Source organism: Mucilaginibacter ginsenosidivorax (genome assembly GCF_007971525.1).
Taxonomy (GTDB): domain Bacteria; phylum Bacteroidota; class Bacteroidia; order Sphingobacteriales; family Sphingobacteriaceae; genus Mucilaginibacter; species Mucilaginibacter ginsenosidivorax.
This window is the reverse complement of record NZ_CP042437.1, coordinates 5,718,633-5,743,108: the sequence shown is the minus strand read 5'-3', so window position 1 is coordinate 5,743,108 and position 24,476 is coordinate 5,718,633. Positions and strand designations below refer to the sequence as shown.

Here is a 24,476-nt window from a genome sequence, read left to right as displayed (position 1 = left end):
ATCTTTTTAGCTGGGGATCAGGGAATTTCGTCTGGCTGTTTCATGTGTGGTTCTTTTGTTTATGGATCAATTAATTAGGAATTTGAATTATAGTGCTATTTCTGTATTCTGCTTATCGTAATGGTTCTTCCTTCCACCCTGAATTTTAATTTGTCGGTCCGTTCCATCATCTTTAATATTTTCGAAATATTCTCGTATCGGCTGAGTTTGGCAAAAACAAGCTCGTGTTTCAAAGTTTCATCGTCATCATAGACGATTGTTGTGTTATACCATCTGGACAAAGTTTTCATGATGCTGCCCAATTCTTCGTTATTGAACATAAAGTAACCGTTCTTCCAGGCAATGGCATCGGAGGCTTCCACATCCAGCTCGTTAATAGAATTAGGCGTTAATATCGCCTGCTGGTCCGGCTTTAATATCAGGCTGTCAGCGGCAGGCATCGTTTGAATGCCGGACCGCCTGACGGCGACCCTCCCCTCCAGGAGGGTCGTTTTTACCGCTTCATTATCGCGATAGCTGTTAACATCAAAATGGGTACCCAATACGGTAACTTCCTGGCGGGCCGATTGAACAATAAAGGGGTGAGCTTTATCCCTGACCACTTCAAAATATGCTTCACCATCCAGTTGGACCATTCGCTTCGAAATTCCTGCAAATGATGCCGGGTATTTCAGTTCCGAAGCTGCGTTCAGCCATACCTTACTTTTATCCGGCAATAAAACCATATAAGTTTCCCCATTGGCCGTAGTAAGGGTATTCATTTGGCCGGGAACCGCATTTACATCACTTACTTCGTATACAATTTGTCCCTTAGCGGTTTTCCTGATCCGGACGCCGGACTCTCTGGCCAATTCACCATTGGCCGCGTTCCCCAGCTTTATCTTCCTGCCATTTGCCAGCGTAAGTGTTGCGCCTTCTTTCCCCGGAAGGATATGGGCAACAGCAGGGTCGTTGGTATGCTCCCTGAACCGGCTGACAAAGAAGATCATACCGCCAATCATAAAAATAGCAATAGCGGCAGCTATGGAAAACCTTGGCCACATTTTCAGGATCCTTGACCTGTGTGGTGTTCTATGAGAAACTATAAAGTTCAAAATTTCCGCTTCCCGATTTCCATCCATCGCGATGAGCTCGGTTTCCGGAATAACATAATACGAGGCGTCGACTACCTCATCGAGCAATATTTTTTGCTGGGGATCCTGTAAGACGCTACCCCATTCAGCCATTTCCTGCGGAGTGGCCAAATGCTGTTGATAGCGCTGGTACAGGTAAGCAATTCTTTCTTTTTTCATTTTTTTCAAGGCAAACTTTACAGTTTAAATACAATAAAATAACCTTTTTTTAATACAAGACGTTTTAAAGGGCGGGATCGGAGTAACGGGAAAAAAAATAAATATTACCTAATCTTTAACAAGATCAGCGCGATCGCAATTTTGCTGTTTGTTGCTACGTAAGTCCGGACAAAACGTAATGCAAGCTGCATGTGCTTTTTAACGGTCAACGGAGATAGATTTAGCTTTTTTGCAGCTTCTTCATACTTCAATCCTTCCTGTTGACATAGCTGATACACTCGTTTTTGCTGGGGTGGCAGTTGGTCTATCGCCGTCTGTAGTAAATTGCGTGTATCATTCAGCAGAATAGCTTCCTCGGTATCATTATGACCTTCAATCCAATTTTTACCTTCCTGTAAATCGGACTTCATTTCCCGCTGTTGTAACCGTAATACATCGAGCGATTTATTACGGGAAAGCGTGACCAGATAGGCTTCAATATTGAGAATAGAATTCAGTGAGTCTCCTAATAACCATATTTTTAGAAAGCATTCCTGGACGACCTCTTCGGCCAGTTGCTTGGAATTCAATAGCCGAAACGAGAAAGTATAAATTTTCTTAACATACCTTTCATAAATCACAGTGAATGCCTGCTCATCTTTTAATGCTATTTTCAATAACAGCTCTCTTTCGAGACTAAGATTTCTGTCGTCCGCTGGCATCTTTCCAGTATTTATTCCAAAGTCATTAATAACTGAGCTAAAATTCGATATTTAAGAACGTAATATTAAACATTTTAATGAAATACTTGAAAAAGCACGTTTTATTAACGATAAATCAACTACACGAAGCCGTTAATTAACAATTTCTCAATAATTCAATGGACCGTTGGAGCTTCCCCCAATATTTTAGCAAGAGCTTTTCCGCCATAGGGCCTTACAGATGAACAAAATTTTTGTGAGTACGACTGCGGAAGAAATGGACATTTGGTCTGGTTGAGGGTCGGAAAAGCCGGGAGGCCAATAGCTTTCCGGCTTTTTTGTTGTAAATCCATTGCTGTGATAAGGGCCTGCCATTGTTAAAATTAAAACGAATGGTGGCGATTCTTCAGATTTAAAATAGCCGATCATAAATTTAATGACTCAGATACTGAATAAGATGGAATAGGTAATAATAGCAGTAATGGAAACACAAGCGCAAAATATGAAATATTGATATTTATTTGTACCCACAAGTTAACGCGGCGTATTTAATTCGGTTGCCATACAGTAATTCTGTTATTTATTTGAAAGATCAACATGTTCCAGTTGATTCAACGGGTTCTTCTTGCTCAACTTCTCCGCCCCAAATTTGGCGAAAAATGCTCCCCTTGAATTGGGCAAATGTTTCACATCCAAAATGTCCTCATTGAATTTCAACCGGGGGTACTCGTGAATGATCTTTGTTTTTTCCGACAGAGGTATCTTGGTATGTCCACCTCCTAAGAGATCCATAAAGGCTCCGCTTTTCAATAAAAATCCTTCCAGTCCATCTGTTTTACTAACCATTGGATTCAAGTGCATTCCTATGGCATTAAACAAAGCAATGGAGCGTTCTGGCATCCAGCCTTTTTGTTCAACAAATGCTTTTGCCTGGCCGGCACCAGTGATCGCAAAACAACATGATCCAATCTTGTGCTCATGAACTTTGGATAATCCGATATCATGTAATAATCCGCTAACATATAGAAATTCTAAATCCGGATGCACATTATCATATTGCCCTAACAAAACACCCCACAGATAGGTCCTAATACAATGATTGAGTAATGGCAGATCATACAACTCAGAAGCATATTCAAACGTTTCTTTAGCGATTTTTGAATCAGGTATAATAATCTTGCTGGCATCAACCCGGGCCATTTTATTTCTATTCAAGCCCAATTTATTCCCAGCCGCATTGAGAGCATCGAAGAGTTGGGCAGCTACCAGCTGACCAAACAATGCGATGCTCTCTTTTAAATTTAATGAGGTGTCCGTCGACAAACTCCATTCATAGGTGCCTACCTTCGAGCGCTTCATAATTGTTCCTGAAGGTTAGCCTTAGCAAAGTGACCGATGAGTTCAGCAACGCAATCAGGTTGTTGTAACATGCTCAGGTGCCCCGCATCTTCGACAATTACCAATTTAGAACCGGCTATTACGGCTTCAACTTCTATAGCCAATCTTTCCGGTGGATCGACAATGTCATTTTCTCCGGCAATGATCAGCGTAGGAACTTCAATCCCATCTACTCCGGCAGACACATCCTCAATCAGAGCAATTGTAGGCCAGCCTATTCTTGAGCTTTCATTGTGGCTTTGCATATCATGAACTAATTGAGCCCTGATTTCAGGTTTGATATCGGATGCCTTAAAGACATTGTCAATGGTCGCATTAATGCCCTCTATGGAGGTGTAAGCACGTTTCATGCCTTCATACCTCTCCGGAGGCATTACGGTTGGAACTGATGGGGATGGTGCAACTAAAATTAGTTTACGTAAACCAGCAGGTTTCCGTGCTGCAATATATTGAGCCACCTTGCCGCCCATTGAATGGCCTACAATAACATAATCGTCAAGATTCAAAGTTGCTATTAATGCGAGCGCATCTTCAGCCAATGAAGCGATGTCATAACCCGTTTCCGGTTTTTCAGACTGTCCCCAGCCGCGATGATCATAATTGATGCAGCGGAAATTGTCTTTTAGTTGGGTTGTTACTCCATTCCAGGTTTCTGTCGATCCTCCCCAGAAGTTCAAAAATAACAAGGCCAGGCTTCCCTCGCCTTCGTCCTTTACGTAAAGTTTTACGTTGTTTACTGTGTAGTACATTTGATTTTCTTTAATGATTTAATAAGTCAAATGTCGCCACAGTTGGATGGCAGGGAAAGGTAAATTAACGCTTTTTGATGATACTTTTTACCTTGATAGGGAAAGGTACAGGTCGTGAAAAACAGTTGGTGTGTAGTCTGTATGCTTCCGGAAAGACTTTACAAAATCGGTGGCTATTCAAACCCAAGCGAAAAGCCAATGTTTTCACGGTGTCATTACCGTAAATGGGAAGTCTTTTGGCGGCCAATAGGAATGTGTTGGCCAAATCATGTAATTTAGCAGTGTGTTTTTATAACTAATTCGATTGAACAAAACAAATAGTATACCCAATATCGATTTTGAAGGGCCTCAAAAAATAGGATTTGAGATTCTAAGTATCGATAGCCGTGATGCTCTTAAAATGAAGTATTTGAAGGTTCCTCACCGCGCCTCTTTTTACTGTGTTTTATGGCTAATCGAAGGAGCTATAACTCATCTTGTGGACTTCAAACCAATTCATCTTGTTGAAGATTCCCTACTATTTGTAAGAAAAGATGCTGTGCAGTATTTTAATCATAGCGACACTTATAAATTCCGCATCCTCTTGTTTACCGAAGCTTTTTTTTGCAAAAGCGAGGGTGATGTTACCTTTTTGCAGAATTCGCTACTCTTTAGTGATTCTAAAGCCAGCGGGCAACAGAGCGTTGGTCGAATGTCTAAGCCGCTCCGGGAACTGTGGCAGGAAATGGAGAAAGAGTTCTTGCTGCCGGATGAGCAGTTTCAATCAGATATTCTAAGAAATTACCTTGCAAACTTGATTTTTCTCGCCCAGCGCGTGACCTGGCCTGAATTGCCTGTAATTGGGCCGGCGAAATCCGGCGGCAACCTAATAGTCGAATTTAGAGAATTATTAGAACAGCATTTTCGGGAAGAGCAAAATGTTAAGTTTTACGCGCAAAAATTGGCAGTAACTGAAAAGTACCTCTCCAGATTGACTGCGAGGGCTACCGGTCGAAGTACAAAAGCTTTGATAAATGAACGTTTGATGCTTGAGGCAAAAAGGATGCTTATCTATTCTGACGTGTCAAGTAAGACCATCGCATTTGATCTCGGGTTTGGAGAACCAACAAACTTTACTAAATTCTTTAAAAAACAAGAGGGTACCACTCCCGCTGCATTTCGTGATAAATTTCCGCTTGCAGGTTAATTCGTCCGAGATTCACAATTTACAATGCCTTCCAGTTTGAACCCTTTTTAGTGAAAATCTTATTGTATTAAAAAAACATTAATCAATAGCAAGGCTAATGGTGGCAAATAGTATCATTTTTTGGCCGAAAGTTACCTTTATTAAAAAGGCTAAATTTCCAACTTTGTGTCGTATTAATTCACATAATGTTCAGCAGGCAAACGTTGCAAGCGTAATATACTGTTGCAAGCCCACGATCGATCAATTCACCATTTAAAGTATTTATTGTATGAGCAAAGAAAGCAAAATAATGTTGGAGTCTGATAATATAGAAGTAGATGGTTTATCAATCCGCCTTATACATCATAAAAAAAATGACGGAATTCCAATCCTTTTCACGGCACCCTGGCCGGAAAGTATTTATTCATTTTATCGTATTCTACCGCGCCTGGTAGACAGTTATTCCTACGTCGCGGTTGACTTGCCTGGATATGGTCATTCGCAAAGCCGGGCAGACGTGATGTCTCCGGAAGCAATGGGCGATTTTATCATTACTTTATTAAAGCAACTTGGTATTACCCGGACACATGTCGTTGCACCTGATGTTGGTACTCCAGCGGTTTTGTTTGCCGCTGCAAAAAAACACGAGTTATTCGAAAGTTTAGTTCTTGGGAGTGCAGCAACAAGGCTGGATTTGGCCGGTGGCATATTGAAAGATGCGATATACTCACCTAAGGATGCTTTCGTCGATATTGGTGCAGAGGCTGTTAAAGATTACCTAACCCATGCTGCGCAACTGACGCCGGCAGATATAATTGAAGACTTTCGGAAGGGATCTACGGGCCGTCGGTTTGAGGACGCCGCGCAATTTGTAAGGGCCTATAAAACTGACTTGCCAAAACTGGAGGTTCTGCTGCCGACAATTGAAACCCCTGTCCTGATTTTGGCTGGTAAAGATGATCCGATTGTTCCACCCGCAAACGGACAATTTTTATCAGAAAAACTTATCCGCAGTCGCTATGTATTGCTTGACGCATACCATAGAGTCTGGGAGGAAGCTTTTACTTCATATACGGATGAGCTTATCTCCTGGCTTGCAGGTGGATATCGCTCGATTTGAGTTCGCATTTTTTTAACACCTGATAAAGGCAAGATATCCGTTTAAAGATTCCCCACAGCTTTGCTGCCGGGGAATCTTTACGTTTAACCTAAGCTTAGGGTCGTGCCGCCGACCAAGCGATGATCTTTTAATACATCAGCTTGCATTAAGTTAGCCAGATCTGTTTGATCTAACAAAATTCAATTATGAACTCTTCAATAAACTTTGCAAAAGCAAGCTTCAAAGACTTTGAAAATATTTCAGGACTAAACGCATTTGAAAGAGCCGAAGTATTTCAGGAATTCACTGATTATATGGTAAAAAATGGTCAAATGAATTTCAGGTTTATGACCAGTAAACAAGGATGCGGCCCCGAAATGTGGGTTACATCTCCATTTAACCAAAAACCCAGAAAGTGTGTAAGCCTGGTTTCCAATGATTATTTAAATTTCACACAGCACCCGGAGGTAAAATTAGCCGCAATAAAAGGCATTGAACGATACGGAACTGGTGCAGGGGCATCTCCCCTAATAGGGGGCCATCACGAATATCATGAAATGCTTCAAAAGAAGGTCGCCGGATTTTTTAACCGTAGTGAAGATTCTGCACTGGTATTTACTACCGGCTACACCTCAAACAGTGCCGCGCTATTGGCTCTTTTGAAAGGGGAAGATGTGGCTATTTTGGATATGGCGGTACATGCATCGGTTTATGAGGGATGTAAGGAAACCAATCTCAAAATGTTTCCCCATAATGATCTTGATTTTTTGGAGCGGAATTTAAAAGAAGCACAGGAAAAATACCGAACAAGGTTGGTTATTATAGACGGCGTTTATTCACAGGACGGCGACCTTGCCCGGATGAAAGAAATTTACGATTTAACGAAGCGTTATGGCGGATTTTTAATGGTCGACGATGCACATGGTATAGGCGTAATAGGAAAAAACGGACGTGGTGCTATGGAGATTTTTGATCTGGTGGACAAAGTTGATATTATTTCCGGGACGCTGAGCAAAGCATTTGGTCATATCGGCGGTTTTATAGTTTCTACTCCTGAGATCATTAATTTCCTTAAATTCCAGTCCAGGCAGCAAGTGTTTTCATCAACTTCAACACCAGCTGCAGCAGGTTTGTTAAAAGCAATAGACTTAATAGATGAGGAGCCAAAGTGGCGGGAAATGCTTGCAGATAACGTGGCTTATTTTAAAAAGGGATTAATTGATTTGGGATTGAACATTGGCAATACAGAATCTGCAATTATCCCTGTAAAAATTGGCGACCCCCATAAAACAGGGGATGCTGGGCGGCTTTTGCTGGAGGCCGGGGTTTATGCCAATACCATCGTTTATCCAGGTGTAGCCCGCAAAAATGCTCGGATCAGAACGAGTTTGATGGCTACACATACTCGTGAACATTTAGATAAGGCATTAAATGCGTTTGAATATGTAAATCAAAAGCTGCATATTTCCGTTAATTAGGGACTATGTAATTTTGAATCATGCCAAAGAAACCTTACAAGGGAGCCTCTAATGATAAGGAACGCTCAATGCAAAAACTGGTAGATGCTGTTGGTACCATTATTAGAACTAAAGGTTATACAGGTCTCGGCCCTACTAACATCGCGAAATGCGCGGGTCTAAGCAAAAGACTGATCTACTTTTATTTTGGAACAGTCGACAAGTTAGTAGAAACTTATGTTCGGGGAAAAGATTATTGGGTAGCTACCAGTGGTAATGCCGGAGATCTAATGGAGACAAAAAAAGGCGACGATACCAGGGAGATTTTGGAAGCATTACTGTTAAATCAGTTCGACTATTTCTTTAATGAGGAAGAAATGCAAAAAATAGTGCTGTGGCAATTAAGTGAGCGAAGCCAAATTATGTATGAGGTTTGCGAAGAAAGAGAACGTTTAGGCTCAGAATTCTTTGATCTCGCCGATCCCTATTTTGAAAACACCAGCGTGGACCTGCGGGCGGTCGCGGGTTTGTTGGTTGGGGGTATTTATTACATGATATTGCATTCCAAATCAAATGACAGTTTATTTTGCCAAATAGATGTGAATTCGCCGGAGGGCGCAGCAAGAATTAAAAAGGCGGTTTCGGAAATTCTTTTGGATACTTATAAGCGCGCTGAAAAGCAGCGTAGGAACTAAAAATTTCATCGATCCTTTCAATTTTAACTATATGGGGAAAATTGTAAATTTGATCAATAAAAGTTTTTACCAATGAAAAAGTCTTGTTTATTAATTGTAACCCTTTTGATTGTTGTTGCAACGTCAAACGAAGTGCATGCCCAATTGAAAGTCAGAGTAGTATCAGGAATAATTGACATTAATGATGGCCCGCTATATCGCAATGCAAATAAATACGCGTCACTATCTGATAGCCTGGATAAGAATTTAAAAGCCAATCCAAAGGATACGACAAGTTTATTTTTCAGGGCGTTGCTTTATCTTAAATCTAATGATGTTATAGCTAAGCCCTATCAAAGGACAAAGGGGACACTGGAAAACTTAACTATAGCCAAAAATATGGCTGAAAAGGCGGTCAGTTTAAAAATGCAGGATTTCAATTTAAAAGTGCTTCGGGCTGAAATATACAAGGAACTAGTATACCGGTTTACAGGCGATGAATCGTGGATGTTTAATAGCAAGCAAAAGAATGAAAGGAAGGCGCTTTTTAATAATTATAAGGAATTGGCCAATAAGTATTATGATGAATTGATACAATTAGATAATCAGAATGCCTATGACTACGAAAAACTAAAAATAAAAGACAACTATCCTTTATAAGCCTTGGCAATCATTGGTTAATATTTTTATTACGCAGTATTTCTACTTTTTCCCGTTCAACTTTAAGGAGGCTTTCGTAAAGTTCTATAATTTTTTCAATCGGGTTATTAATGATTGTAAACTCATAACCATTATTAATTGAAGAATGTGTCACTGAACTACTATCATAAAAATTATGGTTATTGTTTAGTACTGTTTCATCATTAAAGCGCTTCAGGCCCTCTAACGTAACACCCAATACCGTTGCAATTTGTTCCAATCTTTCCTCATCGATTATTTCACTTTGCTCCAATTTAGATACAGCCTGTTTCGTAATGCCTAAACCTGTTCCTACTTCTTCTTGTGTTAATCCCCTTAACTTGCGAACTCTTTCAATCTTACGTCCTATATGTAATATTTTTCCTTTAGTGGCAGTTTCCATGTTAGATATTCAAATGAAGTGTTTTAAGTTTACTTATTTTTTAAAAGCTCATTTTTTTCCCGCTCGGTGGTCAACAGTCGCTCATATAATTCTGCAATCTTTTCTATTGGGTTAAAGACAAAATTATTAGTTGCATTATCTTTAATTTCATTATTGTAAATGTTATATTGATGATTTATTATATATGTTATCTTATCTTCATCAAAATTCTTAATTACTTCAGGTGTTACACCTAAAGCTTCGGCAATCTGCCTTAATAAATCGTCCTCAATTTCCTCTTCTTGTTCAATTTTAGAAACGGTTTGTTGTGATACACCGAGTTTACTCGCTAGGTATTCCTGCTTAAACCCCCTGAACGTTCTGATTCGTTCGACCTTCTGTCCGATGCTTAAGTGCTTCTTGTTAAATACAGTTTCTTCCATCAGAAAATATTATGCTTTAAAGTTAGTAAAAATCAAATTGAATAAAGTAAAAGTCAATTGAATAATTTTCCCTTATTAGGGAAAATTGGGTTAATTCGGTCAATTAATTATGCGCAATATAGTCAATAGCACCGACCAACAAAAAATAGTATTTGGACATCCATTCTACTACCATTTTGCAGTGTTTATTGAATTCAAAATATTCTTTTCCCCTGCCAGTATTCAAACGGCTAATGAATATCTGGTTAAGCCCTTTGCGCTTGGCAAAGCCCATTCTATCCCCTTCCAAGACCCGATTAAAAATGTCATTTGTTCACCGGAGTGACAAAAAAGGGCGACGGCAACCTGGAATCAGTTAATAGTTAATTTCTGCTTTATAGGTTGCCGTCTTTTTAAGCTTTAATTGACCGATACGCTAATTATCCGCATTTAATTTAAATGAAAAAAACAACGACCAAAATCGTAGGGGCATTGCTATGTACCTGCTATAGATATTTAAAAGAGAAAATTCCTGTATTCTTCTTGTCTTTAATTTTAACCCTTTTAGTAACCCGTTCTTACGGCCAACAGGTAAATCATACTAAGATAACTGGTATTGTTTTGTCAGCAGAGGATCAGAAACCCTTGCCTGGAGCGACTGTTTTGGACGTTAAATCGAACAATAAAGCCATAACTGACGCGAATGGCAGGTTTCAGCTTAACACGACAGACACTAGCGGATATCTGGTGATTTCCTATATAGGTTTCAAAACTACCCAAATAAAGGTTAGTCGTTCCGATCATCAGCCTTTAAAGCTTTTGATCAACCCTGAAACTGCCATGCTAAAGGAAGTACTGGTATCGACCGGGTATCAAACTTTACCAAAAGAAAGGGCAACCGGCTCATTTGCCCAAGTTGATAATCAGTTGCTTAATAGAAGGGTTAGCACTGATTTATTAAGCAAATTGGAAGGTGTGGTGCCGGGTCTCTTGTTTAATAGAAATACTAATAATTCTGCGGGCGGTCAGGCTGATATCAGCATTAGAGGAACTAACACGCTCTATGCCAATAATCAACCGTTAGTAATCCTGGACAATTTCCCTTACGACGGTAATATAAATAATATCAATCCCAATGATGTAGAGAACGTTACGGTATTGAAAGATGCTGCTGCTGCGAGTATCTGGGGTGTAAGATCGGGCAATGGTGTTATTGTTGTAACTACCAAAAAAGGCAAACTCAATCAAAAGCTTACCGCAGAGTTCAATGCTAATGTTACGGTAGGAAGTAAACCGGATCTTTACTATGGCCCTTATAATCTTAAATCCACCGATTTTATTAATATTGAACAGAACTTATTCAGTAAGGGACATTATAATAACGATTTGAGCACTGGGTATATCCCCGTAACCCCTGTGGTTCAGATATTAGCAAATCAACGCGGAGGTATTATTTCCTCCGCCACTGCTACTGATCAAATTAATGCACTACGAAACATTGACGTAAGGGATCAGTTAAATAAATATTTTTATCAAAAATCCGTCAATCAACAGTATGCGCTAAATCTTCGTGGCGGCAATAGTAATAGTAACTATACCTTTTCTTTAGGTGACGATCAGGGTCAAAGTTACTATAAGGGCAACTCCAATGGGAGGATCACAATCAACTCACTCTATAACTTTTATCCAGTTAAAAATCTTCAACTGTCAGCGGGACTAAATTATACGCAAACATCTACTCAAACTAATAACCCAATCTATAACAACGGCGGGCTGACCATTAATAATCAGCGGATTTATCCTTATGCGCAATTAGTAGATGCAAATGGCAATGCATTGTCGATTGCTAAGGATTTCGCAACATCCTATACCAGCACAGTAAATAGTAAGTACTTGGATTGGAACTACCGCCCCTTGGACGAATTAAATAGTGCCGACAACACCAGTAAATCAATAGATAACCGAATTAATTTAGGGGCGCAATATGACTTTCTAAAACATTTTAGTGCGAGTCTTAAATATCAGTACGAACATGCTAATACAAATACTCAAAATTACAATAGCCAGAATACCTATTTTACCCGAAATCTGATTAACGAGTACACTCAGATAAACGCTGATGGCAGTCTGAATTATCCAATACCTGTCGGGGGCATTCTACAGCAGACAGACGGTTTTCTCACTTCGCATCGGGGACGAGCACAAGTGAACTACAGTAATACTTGGAGTCAGCAACATGAACTTAATGTCATCGCAGGAGCCGAGATAAGTGCGGCTGTAAGTGAAACAAATTCAAACACCGCCTATGGGTATAATAAGGACACTGAGACAAGCCATGCCAATGTTGACTACGCAAGCAATTTTACAATAAAACCTTACGGATATGGTCAACAGATCCCAAACTCTCTTGGTTTTGCAAAATCTACTGACCACTATTTATCTTATTTCAGCAATGCCGTATATACTTACCGAAATAGGTACACAATATCGGGTAGCGCCAGAATAGACAAATCCAACCTTTTCGGAGTGAACACCAACCAAAAAGCCGTGCCTTTATATTCCGCTGGTTTTGCGTGGGATTTGAGTAAGGAAGACTTTTATCGATTGTCCTGGCTTCCTTATATTAAATTAAGAGGCTCTTATGGATATACCGGTAATATCAATAAAAGCGCAACAGCGGTAACAACGATAACTCAGTTTAGCGGTAACTACTACACAGGCGGGCCTGGTTCGCAAATTGCCAATCCCGGAAACCCTGAACTGCGATGGGAAAAAGTCCGTATGATTAATTTGGGCTTGGACTATGCTTTGAAAAGTGACATTGTTTCTGGTAGTCTGGAAATTTATAATAAAAAAGGAATAAACCTCTTTGGCAACTCTCCCTTAGCCCCTTCCACCGGATTAACAACTTTCTTTGGCAACACAGCAGACACAAAAGGGAACGGATTTGATATAGTTATCAATACGAAAAACATCAACGGCAAAAACTTTAAATGGACAACAAATTTATTATTGAGTCATGTCATAGACATTGTAACTAAATATGGTGTTACGCTTAAATCGTCAAATTATATTAACTCAGCCAGCGCAAGTTCTATTTTTCCATTAACCGGTAAATCCTTGTATGGACTATATAGCTATAAATGGGCCGGGCTTAATGCCACTGGCAATCCACAAGGTTATTTGAATGGTCAGATAAGCACAGATTATAGAAATATCATATCGAAAACCTCAGTCGACGATATGGTGTACAACGGTAGTGCACGTCCTACGACCTATGGATCTTTTAGAAATACTTTCTCTTATCAAGCCCTAACATTATCATTTAACATTATCTATAAGTTCGATTATTATTTTAGGCGCACATCGTTTACCTCTTCCGGCTTGCCTTATAGTGGTACTTCCGATTATTATAACCGATGGCAGAAACCAGGCGACGAATTAACAACGAGTGTGCCGGCATTTCCATATCCTTTTAATACTAATCGGGACGCCTTTTATAAAAACTCATCGGTCCTTATTGATAAAGGTGATCACATCCGTTTACAGGATATAACGTTAAGTTATGATTTGGATAAAGGCAAATTAAAAGGAATCTTTTCACACCTACAGGTCTACAGTTATATTAATAACATCGCTATCCTGTGGAGAGCCAATAAAGACCATCTTGACCCGGATATCAGCACCAATTATTCAACCGCGCTGCCGTTGCCCCGCACTATCGCTTTCGGAGTAAAAGCTAAATTTTAAACAGATCATTATGAAAAATCAAATATCAACATTTATATATTTTGTGGGTTTTAGTTGCTTGCTTTTGATAACAGGTAGCTGTAAAAAGCAAGATGCTTTTTTGGATACGAAGCCAAATCAGGCGTTGTCCGTCCCTGCAAGCTTAGGTGACTTGCAATCATTACTTTATAACGAAGGAGTATTCAATTTAAATGATCCTGCACTTGGCGAAATGAGTACTGATGATTACTATTTCACTGATGCAGATTGGGCAAGCTTGTACCTAACGCAGGAAAAGAACACTTACACATGGGACAAAGAGTTTTATGACGCAGGTTCGGTCGTTTTGGATTGGAACTTGCCATATCAGCAGGTCTATATCGCAAATACCGTTTTAGACTATTTGCCTAAAATTTCATATTCTGCCAGCCAGCAGACACAGGCCAACCAAATTAGAGGAGCTGCATTGTTTTATCGTTCTATTGCCTTTTATAATCTCGTTCAAACGTTTGCATTGCCTTATGATGTCAAAACGGCAGCAACAGATTTAGGGATTCCTTTACGATTAAATTCTGACCCGAACATTACTTCGATACGGGCAACAGAACAGCAATGTTATGATCTGGTCATTCAAGATTTAAAAATTTCATTGCCACTACTGCCTGTTATACCTGTTTATAAAACTCTTCCTTCAAGACCGGCAGCTAACGCTTTATTGAGCAGGGTATATCTTGCAATAGGTGATTTCAACAATGCTTATAAGTATGCGAATGATTGCCTTTCCGATTATAATACATTGGTGGACTATAACTCCCTAAATCCCGGAACTAATTCTTATTTAAGCAGTACATTTTTGTCGGAAGATATTTTCCATTCCGTTTTGGAAGCGTATTCAAATGATCAGCCTAATTCTGTTTCGATTGCAGACACACTATTGTATAAATCTTATGCAAATAATGATTTGCGTAAGAGTGTGTTTTTTACGCCTCGCAATGGGGCCTATTACTTCCGCGGGACATATGATATAAAAGGGTATTCATTTAGTGGGATTGCTACCGATGAAGTTTATCTTGTTAGAGCTGAATGCAATGCAAGGTTAGGGAATACGGCGGATGCCATCAAAGATCTTAATACATTACTTGTTAAGCGTTGGAAATCAAATACATTTATTCCTTATACCGCCAGTTCTTCTGATGATGCATTAAAGCAGATTCTCCTGGAAAGAAGAAAGGAGTTACTTTATAGAGGGTTACGCTGGACAGACCTGCGAAGACTTAATAAAGATAGCCGGTTCGCAATCACCTTAACCCGAAATCTCAATGGAGTAGTTTATTCATTGCCGCCAAATGATAAACGGTATGCTTTGCCTATACCTGATAATGAAATTCAATTAAGTGGCATTGCACAGAATGTTAGATAATTCTTAAAATCTAATTGATCAAATGAAGAATATATTATTAACAACATTATTGGTAGTAGGCGCTGCTATGAGAATTTACGCATCGGATTACGCAGTAATTTCAGGTTCTGTAAGCCAAATTGAAAAAGGTGATTCTGTTATAGTTCTTGTGAGCAAATACGGTTATTCTTTTTCCGAACCATTATTTGAATTTAAAGTTTATAAAGCTCCTATTTTAAACCATCGCTTTAACATTAAAATTTCTGTCGGTAACATACCATTATATACGGAAATCCGATTCGGAAGCAAGCATAAGGTAAAGCCGTTAATTGGTTATCTAATAGAAAAGGGGGATAATATAACGGTTAACTCAACTCCCGATGGATTCTATTTCACAGGAAAGGGTTCAGAAAAGTTGAATGTAATTTATGATATTGATAGAATTGAAAAGAGCGATTTGAAGGGAATCGGTGAAGATTTAGTTCATCCTGAAGGGCTAAACAATATATTTATGAAGATTGATATTTCAGCAAGTCACCAACTCCAACTATTGGAAACTCGAAAGCCAGATATTAGTAATGAAGCGTTTGTACTTATCAAAGCTCAAATACTTTTTAAACTTTATGGTGAAGGCGTTTCCAGGTACTATCAGAATTTTTCGAGAGATTCTTTGAGTCAAATAGCGCTAAAAACTGTTATTAATTACCCAAAGCCTGAAATCGTTAATCCTTCGTCTGTATATCTCTTCAATAAGAATGAACTACTGCAATATTCTGCAACATACGCTACCGCTTTAATATTAAAATATCAATTCGATTCTTGCTATGTTCGCCACAGGCCATTTCTCATTAATCCTTGTTATAAATTCATAAAAAATAATTACTCAGGGAGATTGCGCGAGAGGTTGATAACCAACCTTTTATACTATTACCGTGGAGATGACCAAGACCTATCAAAGCCTTTAAATGACGCATTGACTTTCATTCGCAATAATGACTTTGTAAAACTTTTATTTAAAATCAAATCATCAAGACTTATCGGGACACAAGCTTATAACTTTAAATTAATAGATACTATAGGTAAAATGCATAGACTTTCAGATTATAAGGGCAAAGTTGTTCTTATGGATTTTTGGTACACCGGATGTGGAAATTGCATACAAATTGCTCCTTACTTAGAGGAATTGGAAAAGACATATGCAAATAGACCGGTGATTTTTTTGAGTATAAATATTGATAGAACAAGAAATCAATGGATTAAAAGTATAAATGGGGGTAAATATAATTCGCACTATGTTACAAACCTTTTTACCAACGGAAAAGAGTTAAAGCATCCTATTTGTCTCCATTACAATATCAATGCCTGCCCAACTTTGATTTTAATTGATAAATCTGGCGCATTAATGCAGAACCCAACCGATCCTCGAATTGACAATGGTTATAACCTAAAAAAACAAATTTTAGATTCAATTTGATATAAAAGACACTGCATTTAAACTTCTAAATGCAGTGTCTTATTCGCTAACTTAAACCAGCAATTACCTGTAAATTTTATTGTCACTGGCATGTTGGACAGTATAATTGTCCGGAAAGCTGTTTTGAGTATTCAAAACGTCAGCCTGTGGAGAGGTCGAAGTTATTGTACATGCTACCGAATTTCCTGACTGACAACTTTTGCCAGATGGGGGTGTTAACGACCATACCTGATTTGAACCACTTAGGCTTGCATAATAGGTAGTGCCAATTTGTTTTTTGGGCGCGTTAAAAGCAAAAGCACTTCCGATACCACTCATTGCCGCAAAGGCCATTAGGCCCATTCTGATCTTTTTCATAATTGATTTTTTTTAAATTAATTATTAATAGCCAATTTTACCCAGGATTGGCGTAAACCTGATTTCGCGCGTGAAATATTTTTATGTTTGATAAACATTTTTAACGTTGATTTTTGGTGCTGTTTTTTCTTTCTTTCTTAATATTTAAAAATTCCATTCTGAGTACTAAACCAGCAATTAAAATAAAAAACAGGTTGAGAAATAAGTGTGGTAGCCAGCCAAGAGATTGTATTAGCCCGCCACACGAACACGGCACTATGGGAAATAAATTCAATAGAATAGCAACAATATAAAAGGTAAACAAGCTCATTATAATTATAAAGGCGTACAAACCCAATAGTCTTGTTCTTGAAAAAGCTAATAATCCAGCAATAGCGATCTCCAAAGGTGGAAGCATCCATATGATGGAGGTTACTAACCAATTAGGGAAAGGCTGCCGATGCATTGACTGCTGAAAGTATTTGAAATCGGCATATTTGCTAAAACTTGCATACACAAACAGTAGCACCAAAAGTGCGGAAAGAGAATCTTGTATTGCTTGCTTTTTCATGCTATTAGCGTTTTAGAATGGCAGCTCAATTTTATTAGGGTATAAGTAGTGCATGAGGAAATTAATGATACCCGCATTTCCATTCAGATAACCAGCGGAGGGCCGGGTATAATTTTCTTCGTGCCAATATGTAATTTTATCCAAGTCGGTTTTGCAACAATTCATGAAATAATAAACGATATACCTTGCGCGCTCTTTCCATTCATCATCTTCAAAGATTTTAAGTGCTTCAATATAAACCTGACCTAATCCACTAAGTCCGTTATTCATAGTGATATAGTTGCTGGAAATAAATTGGGGGTGACTTTTTAAAGCCTCTGAAGCGGCCTCCTTAAACATTTCATTCTTGAAAATCTCGTATGCTTTGATAAAAGTAAAGGCCACCCCCGAAAAGCCGTTTTCAAACCAGGGATCTATAACGCCATTTGTTGAATTAAGCGGCCATACCATGTGGACATCAGTGGAAACACGCTGTTTTAAAAGCCAGAATAATGCCTTCAAAATAGATTGCTTTACTTTCAAATCATTGTGCATTGAATAATGCATCATTAGGAAATAAACTATTCCAGCAATTCCATAAGAAAAGCCTAAAATCTTAATTCCTTTATAATCGGAATGATCCTGTTTAATTAGCCACGATCCATCTGTTTGTTGTTCTTTTAATATTTTTGAAACAATTGAATTGAGTTCCGGATAGTAAAACCGTTGATTGGTTCGTGATGCACAATATAACATCGCAAGGCCGCGGCCAGCCACGCCTGTTGCCAGATTTACACCGTTATCGTGTTTAGAAAGCCCTTTATAAATTTGGTTATGAAAGTGAATGGTTTTTTCTAAAAGCCCAGCATTTACCATGGCACATATTGCAACTGATTTGCCTGGGCTCCCATAAAACAACCCTGTATCATCATTTTCAGTCCGATCCGAATTCAAGCTCAAACGTTCCAAATTTCTTGTGATCGTAGAATTTAATGATCCAAGATCAAATCCCAATTTTTCCGCGTTTGCAAGCATATAAAGAACTCCTGCTGTTCCGTTAGCAAAGTCCTGGGCTGTTTCACAATTGTATAATTCGTTGGCTATTAAACCATCTGTTATGGCGGTTTTACCAATCCAGTGTCCAAACTGATCTATCATTATTGGATGAGCAAAGGCGTTTATTCCTTTTTGGATGACCTCTTTTATTTCCTTCGTTTCTTCTGAGTGAATTTTTATTTGTGGCCCACCGACTTGCTCATTTAAATTAGTTAGCAGTAATGCGTCATAAACTAATAGGGTGTGTCGAATAGAATTGATATTTGGTCTTAATGCGGGATCATAGGCCAAGCAGCTGCTGACCAGAGATGCAATAGCGTTATTACTTGTAAAAAATTTCATGGCCTTGAAAATAGATTCCTCATCATTACCTTGAAATTTTGATGGCGACATCCCGGTAAAGATTTTTACCATTAAGCCACCAAGCCCATAATAATCATCTTCCAGATTTGGTGTCATAAACTGAATTTGCTGCGGAGATATATAGCCAGGCGTACCCAATGTGTATGGGGGCTTAGGCCTGTTCGAACGATAATCGTAAATCAATTCAATGTCTATGGCCACAACAGTACCATCTTCACGGACTAAAAAATTTCCAGGACTAATATCGCGATGAACCAAACCCTTATCATGAAACAGATCTACAATTGCTACAACATCTAACAGAATTTTGAGTAATGCACGTTTAGCCTCAACTGGCATGTTTGACCACATCGTTCCTTGATGAAGTTGATGGATTTTATCATATAAATGGAGGCTCTCAATAAATTCGGTCACCAGGTAGGCATTACCTTGCTGTTCAAAATATTCGAGTGCCTTCGGTAAAGGGATTTTACCCTCATAGTATTTTAAAAGGTCATATTGCCATTCAAGCCTGTCTTTTATAGTCCTGCCAAAATCATCGGCACATTGGTATGCCAAGCCCTGTTTAATCACGCACCAATGAATATTAGTCCATCTTGTGACATTCAGGCATTTATACACATTGCCTTTTGCATCGCCTTTTAACTGCTGGACTATAAAATATTTTTTCAACCATTTCTTTGTTTTCGGATAAAGCGGCTTAGAAATTGAATAGAATGGCCAGCTAAAATTTAATCCTTCGCCATGATTGATTCCGGTATAAACAATACTGCGTAAATGAATAGCTGTAGGTATCACAGGCCCGGCAAAATCTCTAGTCAATTCGATTAGGTCTTTAGCTATGAGCAGGGCATTTTCGTCATTATAGGGATAAATACAAATAACCTTTCCTATTTGCTCATATCCTAAGCTACCATCTAAAATCGATGAATGGGCTGCACCGCTTTCCGGGATCTCAAATGATACACCGGCCATCAGGAGTTTAGGTATTAACAAGTTAAAGAGAGGGAACGCCTGTTGCCTGATAACTGAAAGGTATAAGACCCATCCATAATAAGGCCTTTCGTGTTCAACTATAATGTATGGACTATAAATATGGTATTTTACATCCCCGGTTTTAAAAAACGCTTCATAATCCCAATTTGAGGATATATTCAAACCGGGTCCAGTGATCGCTTTCGTTCCTGAGTTTACCTGATCAGTTCTAGGAATAGCAGATGTTTCCATTCACTTAATTAATTGTCAGTTAAAGCTACGGTACAATGAGGTTTGGATTTGTTGAGGAAACGTACAAAAAACACCATTTTTCTTTTGTGAATTTTGTACGGTAGATTATGCTAATTGATAAGGTATATCAACAAAAGATGGAAAATAATAATTATTAAATACTTTATTTCTGATGCCTGAGTCTGCAAATTTGGGCCACGAAATTGATAAGGCAATTGTAGTTTGCAACGGTAAAATAGAGTAAATTTCGACAAAGTTATTTTAATGAAAGTTACGGTACAATAACAAATAAGCGTGGAACATTATAAAATTCAATGAAGTAAACCGATGAAAAAGTTACGGAATATCAATATGGTAAGCCCTTATGCAGACGGCTGAATGTTTCTTTGGTAACATTCAGGTAAGAGGCGGCAAGATAATTGGGTATCCTCTTTAAAATAAAATCCTCATTTTCGGAAAGGAAATTGTACCGATCCTTAGCCGCCGGAAGCCTTAACAGCTTTTCCCTGTATTGCGCCTCGGTAGCGGTTTCTGCAACCAATAAAACCAGCAATTCCATTACTTCAGGTATGGTTTCACCAATTGTTTTTAAGCTTTTAAAAGGCAACGCAATAAGGCTGGTTTTGGTTACTGCGCTAATATATTCTCCGCTTGGCTGCTGATTGATAAGACCTTGTGGTATAATTAAACTCCCGTTCTGTTTGAACCATGTTGTTATTTTTTCGGCAGACCCCTCGATAGCCCCCCTTACTAATCCGTTTTCTATGTAATAAATAGAACTCGCATAATTACCTGGTGAAAGAAAGGTTTCCTGTGCTTCAAACCGGTTAGTCCTAAAGGCTTCCATTAATACGTTGGTGAGTTTTAATGAAAGTGTTTTGGTTCGGTTTAGGCGCTGTATAAATCCAACGGCATCAATCATTATTACTATTATTTTTTAGCAAATAACTATAATCTGCAAGCAGGGGTCAAGTGGCAACAGGTTGCAACAAAATTGCCACTCCTTATCAAAACGCATATTTTTGTCAAATTTGCGTATTAAGCAAAACAATATTCCCTTATTGGGGAAATTTATAAATATTTTTGTCGTTTCTTTTACATCTGTTTTTTTACAGCACTTTACCCCCTAAATAATACGGATACCTACCCATGACATATAAATACTATGGCCGCCTCGTTAACAAAAATAAAAGGATTTATTCAGACCTATTCAGGTTACAATTTTGAAAACCTATCGGAAACTGAATTTGAGGAATTAAAGAATTTCGTCAGCCAGGCATTATTAATGGTTCGATGGGAAATAGGGGACGAATTACACCAGATACCCGATGAACCCGGAAGATCACAATATGTCTCGGGGCTTCAATCGCAGTTAACCTATATGGCAGACGGTATCATCGGGTTCGAAAACGGCGAGGACATCAGAATTCCATTGGTGCCGGCGTTTGAATGGGTGATGATGAGCATTTTTGACCTGTTGGAACATATCAGGAATTATTTTCCCGACTACTTTGATTTTGGCGCAATACTGCCCAAAGAGTTTATTTCCCGCCACAGGGACAAAGACAAATTTTGGGGGTCGCAATTAATTGAGGTTTTAACAGAACATCACACAGACCCGGTATTAATCGAATTAATCAAAAACTATAATGAGGCTACAGATAAATCGGAATGGTTTAAAATAAAAACCTGGCGGCAATGGGATTTTTTAATTAAAACAGTCACGGTGATATCGGATTTTATGGACAATCCACCAAAAAGTGACATTGACCTCGAATTATTTAAATTATTTGTCCGCCGTGATTTTAACAGCATACAGGTATATGCGTATTTTCTAAAATATATTGAAAGGATTACGCTAAGTGAGGCCAGCTTCGAGGAACAGCAGCAGGATTTACTTTACCTGTTAAAAGTTTTCAAGCAGGTTAGAATAGAGGAGAAATATGTTTATGACCCCCAGGTGCAATCTTTAAAGACTTCTGTAATTGAAAGCATTAGCGCAGAACTGAATTATCTGGAGGAAAAGGAAAAAATTTATTTACAAAGCTTTAAACCTGCTGACACCGAAATACCCTCAAAATTTTATTTTAAAGTCATGGTTACCTTAGCAGAGCTGATGTTTCTGTTTCGGATTTTTATTGAGGTTGGATTTATAAATACCAAGTTTAAATCTTACCTGTATGAATTTGTTTCCAATCATATCCAAACGGATCGTTCGGAAAAGCCGTCCTTAAAAAGTCAGCGTAATCATTTTAATAACAAGCCATTTCCAGACAGGACAGTTCAATCAATCCGCAACTGGCTTTCTAAAATGATTCAGCATATTGACCTTTATTATAAAATTACTATTTAGCAGGAAATTACTTTTCCATTAAATGAATTAGCCCCGCACTATCTAAAAATCTGATTACCTCATTGAACATTATATAATCAAAATTATCGGTTTCCCGCATACCTTTCCATCCTTTGTTGGTCACCTCTATAAGTTTACAAATACCTTTACTTTTCAGGTACGTTTTGCAACCGGTGCTTAGACTCAAGTCTACAACCGGCTGTTCAAGAATTTCATGTTTACTGTCCCCCATAAAAAAATAGCGTGGAACACCAGTTATCTGCTACAGGAGGTACGGCTAAGAACCTACACACAGGATAAACCAATGCCCACGCAAAGCTTGGACGATCTATCTATTACACCCTTGTGTGTTTTATGAATTTAGCCGATTCCCTGTAACAAGGTCAATAGTGTCGTTATATTTTAATAATTGCTTCTTTAACTCATTCTCAAAAATACTTATATGCCTTGCAAATTGCGAGAACTCGAAAAAAAAATTAAAAAAAACGACAATCAGGGTTGCTTCTATTTTCCTGGTTACTATGCTCAAATTGCTTATTATTAACGGAGTATGGCATAAATACCAGCCATCTTAGCCACTTTACATCAAAGTTATTTTATACCAAGTTTGCTGCTGATTTTAAAAATGGTGTCAAAAATAATTTTAAAACTATGATAATCGAACCTGCAAAAGCACGCTTAGTACAACTTGATGAAGATCTGGAATTATTTGATGAAATGGGAATTCCAGCCGGGCAAAAACTGAACGGTAAGCTCAACAGCATCAGGCAGGCAATTGCCGACCTTAAAACATTATTGAACCAACATCCCTTTTCTTCAACAGATGAGGAAATCCAATTTTTTAAATATGTCAAACCGCAGTTCATTGCGCGGCAATTATTTGCCTTGGACATTTTTACCATCGAAACAGGTAAACCCGTTGATACTGCCGAAGTGATTAAAAATTACTTTGAACAAGAACTAAAATATACCGTGAAATTTCACGACCAGAATAAATTTATGCATCAATATTACCTGTTTGATGGAGCTGAACTCGATGCCTTATTATTTGTCCGCAATGTTCAGCCACCAAGTTCGCTAATTCCTGATGCTCAGAGTTTCGATCCCGAATTTTCAACCGCCGGTGATTATGTATTTGCAAGGTTTATTGCCAATGAGTGGGTGCAGGAGTTTTTAACGGATCGTTTGTATAGCCCTGAAGAAACCGAAAGGTTATCCAACATGACTAAGAAGAAAGTGACATTAAAGTGGACGGGCGATGCGATTAACCTGGCGGAAATGGCTTATGGTATATGGCTGACCGGTCAGATCAATCAGGGCAACGCCGGGATTGCTGAAATTGTGCGATGCCTGGAAGTTACCTTTCAGGTAAGCATTGGGCGGCCATTCAGAAGGTGGCAATCGATCTCCAGCAGGAAGCGGGTGAGCCAGGTTAAATATATTGACCAAATGAAGGCCGCAATATTAAAGCGGTTGGATGATGAGTATGCGTGAGAAAAGGAAAGCCGGAAAACCTGGCTTTTTTTATTTCAATGAGTTTTATTACTTAATTTTATGCCGCATATAAAGCCGATCCGGCATGAAATTAATGCCCCGAAAACTGAGATATGACCATACGCGGTCCTTTGATTTCCTGCATTTATGTTATTACCTTTCCAAAAACGAATTCAAGGATCAGGGTCAGCAGCGTATCATCGACTTTAATCTCGGATATGTTCGACCTTAATACCCGTAAGTTGATAATCATTAACGATGTAGTTACTACAGGTTCAACAACATGTGCCATTATTGAAGCCATTTTGAAGGTTTATCCCAATGCCGACATTACCGTTTTTTCACTTGCCTGGACGCTTACGGCCAAACAACAGGAATACCTTCGCCAGCTGGAGTAACCGCAGGCGTTGCTTAATGAACCAGCCGTTGAATATGGAAACATACGGTCTGAGAAATTGGTGGATGAGGATTTTATAAATAGAGAAACTAATATCTCAAT

The 24,476-nt window shown here is 38.7% G+C and carries 21 protein-coding genes; 11 read left to right on the top strand and 10 right to left on the bottom strand.

The features are described 5' to 3' along the window. Positions 1–95: 95 nt before the first annotated feature. The 4 genes from FSB76_RS24045 to FSB76_RS24030 form a co-directional block, all read right to left on the bottom strand. A complete protein-coding gene (locus tag FSB76_RS24045; protein ID WP_147057930.1) occupies positions 96–1,292 on the bottom strand; it encodes a FecR family protein in 1,197 nt (398 codons plus the stop codon). A gap of 104 nt (positions 1,293–1,396) precedes the next feature. After that, complete coding sequence (locus FSB76_RS24040; RefSeq protein ID WP_147057928.1) at positions 1,397–1,993, bottom strand: RNA polymerase sigma-70 factor; 597 nt, start codon at positions 1,991–1,993, stop codon at positions 1,397–1,399. 555 nt (positions 1,994–2,548) lie between these two features. Then, complete coding sequence (locus FSB76_RS24035; RefSeq protein ID WP_147057926.1) at positions 2,549–3,331, bottom strand: HD domain-containing protein; 783 nt, start codon at positions 3,329–3,331, stop codon at positions 2,549–2,551. Continuing rightward, positions 3,328–4,119: an alpha/beta fold hydrolase gene (locus FSB76_RS24030; RefSeq protein WP_147057924.1), complete on the bottom strand. Its 792-nt coding sequence runs from the start codon at positions 4,117–4,119 to the stop codon at positions 3,328–3,330. The genes FSB76_RS24035 and FSB76_RS24030 overlap by 4 nt, the downstream gene beginning before the upstream one ends. 304 nt (positions 4,120–4,423) lie before the next feature. Between FSB76_RS24030 and FSB76_RS24025 the strand changes: the two genes are divergently transcribed. The 5 genes from FSB76_RS24025 to FSB76_RS24005 all read left to right on the top strand — a co-directional run bounded on the left by FSB76_RS24025 (position 4,424) and on the right by FSB76_RS24005 (position 9,174). Further along, positions 4,424–5,305: an AraC family transcriptional regulator gene (locus FSB76_RS24025; RefSeq protein WP_147057922.1), complete on the top strand. Its 882-nt coding sequence runs from the start codon at positions 4,424–4,426 to the stop codon at positions 5,303–5,305. A 268-nt stretch (positions 5,306–5,573) separates the two neighbouring features. Continuing rightward, positions 5,574–6,404, top strand: a complete 831-nt coding sequence (locus tag FSB76_RS24020) for an alpha/beta fold hydrolase (RefSeq protein WP_147057920.1) — start codon at positions 5,574–5,576, stop codon at positions 6,402–6,404. Positions 6,405–6,589: 185 nt separating this feature from the next. Continuing rightward, positions 6,590–7,861 carry an aminotransferase class I/II-fold pyridoxal phosphate-dependent enzyme gene (locus tag FSB76_RS24015; RefSeq protein WP_147057918.1) on the top strand — a complete coding sequence of 424 codons (1,272 nt, stop codon included), beginning with the start codon at positions 6,590–6,592 and terminating at the stop codon, positions 7,859–7,861. Between the two features lie 20 nt (positions 7,862–7,881). Next, positions 7,882–8,535 (top strand): TetR/AcrR family transcriptional regulator, encoded by a 654-nt coding sequence (locus FSB76_RS24010; protein WP_147057916.1) that lies wholly within the window; start codon positions 7,882–7,884, stop codon positions 8,533–8,535. A gap of 72 nt (positions 8,536–8,607) precedes the next feature. Next, positions 8,608–9,174, top strand: a complete 567-nt coding sequence (locus FSB76_RS24005; RefSeq protein WP_147057914.1) for a hypothetical protein — start codon at positions 8,608–8,610, stop codon at positions 9,172–9,174. A 10-nt stretch (positions 9,175–9,184) separates the two neighbouring features. Here the strand turns inward: FSB76_RS24005 and FSB76_RS24000 are convergent, their stop codons facing one another. Together FSB76_RS24000 and FSB76_RS23995 are read right to left on the bottom strand one after the other, a co-directional pair. Then, on the bottom strand, positions 9,185–9,595 hold the full coding sequence (locus tag FSB76_RS24000; RefSeq protein ID WP_147057912.1) for a helix-turn-helix domain-containing protein: 411 nt from the start codon (positions 9,593–9,595) through the stop codon (positions 9,185–9,187). A 29-nt stretch (positions 9,596–9,624) separates the two neighbouring features. Beyond that, positions 9,625–10,017 (bottom strand): helix-turn-helix domain-containing protein, encoded by a 393-nt coding sequence (locus tag FSB76_RS23995; RefSeq protein ID WP_147057910.1) that lies wholly within the window; start codon positions 10,015–10,017, stop codon positions 9,625–9,627. Positions 10,018–10,455: 438 nt separating this feature from the next. On the opposite strand from FSB76_RS23995, the gene FSB76_RS23990 reads away from it, so the two are divergent. Genes FSB76_RS23990 through FSB76_RS23980 form a run of 3 tightly spaced genes read left to right on the top strand, consistent with a single transcriptional unit; the run spans position 10,456 to position 16,598 of the window. Beyond that, positions 10,456–13,746 carry a SusC/RagA family TonB-linked outer membrane protein gene (locus FSB76_RS23990; protein WP_147057908.1) on the top strand — a complete coding sequence of 1,097 codons (3,291 nt, stop codon included), beginning with the start codon at positions 10,456–10,458 and terminating at the stop codon, positions 13,744–13,746. Positions 13,747–13,756: 10 nt separating this feature from the next. Then, entirely contained in the window at positions 13,757–15,145 is a 1,389-nt protein-coding gene (locus tag FSB76_RS23985) for a RagB/SusD family nutrient uptake outer membrane protein (RefSeq protein WP_147057905.1), read from the top strand. A 22-nt stretch (positions 15,146–15,167) separates the two neighbouring features. Continuing rightward, entirely contained in the window at positions 15,168–16,598 is a 1,431-nt protein-coding gene (locus tag FSB76_RS23980) for a TlpA family protein disulfide reductase (RefSeq protein WP_147057903.1), read from the top strand. Positions 16,599–16,661: 63 nt separating this feature from the next. Here FSB76_RS23980 and FSB76_RS23975 read toward each other — a convergent pair whose 3' ends face one another. From FSB76_RS23975 to FSB76_RS23960, 4 genes are all read right to left on the bottom strand, one after another. Further along, positions 16,662–16,955 carry a DUF6520 family protein gene (locus tag FSB76_RS23975; RefSeq protein ID WP_147057901.1) on the bottom strand — a complete coding sequence of 98 codons (294 nt, stop codon included), beginning with the start codon at positions 16,953–16,955 and terminating at the stop codon, positions 16,662–16,664. Between the two features lie 100 nt (positions 16,956–17,055). After that, positions 17,056–17,505 carry a MauE/DoxX family redox-associated membrane protein gene (locus tag FSB76_RS23970; protein WP_147057900.1) on the bottom strand — a complete coding sequence of 150 codons (450 nt, stop codon included), beginning with the start codon at positions 17,503–17,505 and terminating at the stop codon, positions 17,056–17,058. Between the two features lie 12 nt (positions 17,506–17,517). Next, positions 17,518–20,130, bottom strand: a complete 2,613-nt coding sequence (locus FSB76_RS23965; RefSeq protein ID WP_147057898.1) for a lanthionine synthetase LanC family protein — start codon at positions 20,128–20,130, stop codon at positions 17,518–17,520. 346 nt (positions 20,131–20,476) lie between these two features. Further along, positions 20,477–21,052, bottom strand: a complete 576-nt coding sequence (locus tag FSB76_RS23960) for a Crp/Fnr family transcriptional regulator (protein ID WP_147057896.1) — start codon at positions 21,050–21,052, stop codon at positions 20,477–20,479. Positions 21,053–21,295: 243 nt separating this feature from the next. Between FSB76_RS23960 and FSB76_RS23955 the strand changes: the two genes are divergently transcribed. The 3 genes from FSB76_RS23955 (at position 21,296) to FSB76_RS23945 (ending at position 24,375) form a co-directional block, all read left to right on the top strand. Further along, positions 21,296–22,483, top strand: a complete 1,188-nt coding sequence (locus FSB76_RS23955; protein ID WP_147057894.1) for a hypothetical protein — start codon at positions 21,296–21,298, stop codon at positions 22,481–22,483. Positions 22,484–23,134: 651 nt separating this feature from the next. Next, entirely contained in the window at positions 23,135–23,977 is an 843-nt protein-coding gene (locus FSB76_RS23950; RefSeq protein ID WP_147057892.1) for an RteC domain-containing protein, read from the top strand. A gap of 218 nt (positions 23,978–24,195) precedes the next feature. After that, a complete protein-coding gene (locus FSB76_RS23945; protein ID WP_147057890.1) occupies positions 24,196–24,375 on the top strand; it encodes a phosphoribosyltransferase domain-containing protein in 180 nt (59 codons plus the stop codon). Positions 24,376–24,476: the final 101 nt, after the last annotated feature.

Excerpts from the sequence above, each read along its gene's own strand:
- FSB76_RS24045 (WP_147057930.1), bottom strand. The coding sequence starts at position 1,292 with ATGAAAAAAGAAAGAATTGCTTACCTGTACCAGCGCTATCAACAGCAT.
- FSB76_RS24040 (WP_147057928.1), bottom strand. The coding sequence starts at position 1,993 with ATGCCAGCGGACGACAGAAATCTTAGTCTCGAAAGAGAGCTGTTATTG.
- FSB76_RS24035 (WP_147057926.1), bottom strand. The coding sequence starts at position 3,331 with ATGAAGCGCTCGAAGGTAGGCACCTATGAATGGAGTTTGTCGACGGAC.
- FSB76_RS24030 (WP_147057924.1), bottom strand. The coding sequence starts at position 4,119 with ATGTACTACACAGTAAACAACGTAAAACTTTACGTAAAGGACGAAGGC.
- FSB76_RS24020 (WP_147057920.1), top strand. The coding sequence starts at position 5,574 with ATGAGCAAAGAAAGCAAAATAATGTTGGAGTCTGATAATATAGAAGTA.
- FSB76_RS24015 (WP_147057918.1), top strand. The coding sequence starts at position 6,590 with ATGAACTCTTCAATAAACTTTGCAAAAGCAAGCTTCAAAGACTTTGAA.
- FSB76_RS24010 (WP_147057916.1), top strand. The coding sequence starts at position 7,882 with ATGCCAAAGAAACCTTACAAGGGAGCCTCTAATGATAAGGAACGCTCA.
- FSB76_RS24005 (WP_147057914.1), top strand. The coding sequence starts at position 8,608 with ATGAAAAAGTCTTGTTTATTAATTGTAACCCTTTTGATTGTTGTTGCA.
- FSB76_RS24000 (WP_147057912.1), bottom strand. The coding sequence starts at position 9,595 with ATGGAAACTGCCACTAAAGGAAAAATATTACATATAGGACGTAAGATT.
- FSB76_RS23995 (WP_147057910.1), bottom strand. The coding sequence starts at position 10,017 with ATGGAAGAAACTGTATTTAACAAGAAGCACTTAAGCATCGGACAGAAG.
- FSB76_RS23990 (WP_147057908.1), top strand. The coding sequence starts at position 10,456 with ATGAAAAAAACAACGACCAAAATCGTAGGGGCATTGCTATGTACCTGC.
- FSB76_RS23985 (WP_147057905.1), top strand. The coding sequence starts at position 13,757 with ATGAAAAATCAAATATCAACATTTATATATTTTGTGGGTTTTAGTTGC.
- FSB76_RS23980 (WP_147057903.1), top strand. The coding sequence starts at position 15,168 with ATGAAGAATATATTATTAACAACATTATTGGTAGTAGGCGCTGCTATG.
- FSB76_RS23975 (WP_147057901.1), bottom strand. The coding sequence starts at position 16,955 with ATGAAAAAGATCAGAATGGGCCTAATGGCCTTTGCGGCAATGAGTGGT.
- FSB76_RS23970 (WP_147057900.1), bottom strand. The coding sequence starts at position 17,505 with ATGAAAAAGCAAGCAATACAAGATTCTCTTTCCGCACTTTTGGTGCTA.
- FSB76_RS23965 (WP_147057898.1), bottom strand. The coding sequence starts at position 20,130 with ATGGAAACATCTGCTATTCCTAGAACTGATCAGGTAAACTCAGGAACG.
- FSB76_RS23960 (WP_147057896.1), bottom strand. The coding sequence starts at position 21,052 with ATGATTGATGCCGTTGGATTTATACAGCGCCTAAACCGAACCAAAACA.
- FSB76_RS23955 (WP_147057894.1), top strand. The coding sequence starts at position 21,296 with ATGGCCGCCTCGTTAACAAAAATAAAAGGATTTATTCAGACCTATTCA.
- FSB76_RS23950 (WP_147057892.1), top strand. The coding sequence starts at position 23,135 with ATGATAATCGAACCTGCAAAAGCACGCTTAGTACAACTTGATGAAGAT.
- FSB76_RS23945 (WP_147057890.1), top strand. The coding sequence starts at position 24,196 with ATGTTCGACCTTAATACCCGTAAGTTGATAATCATTAACGATGTAGTT.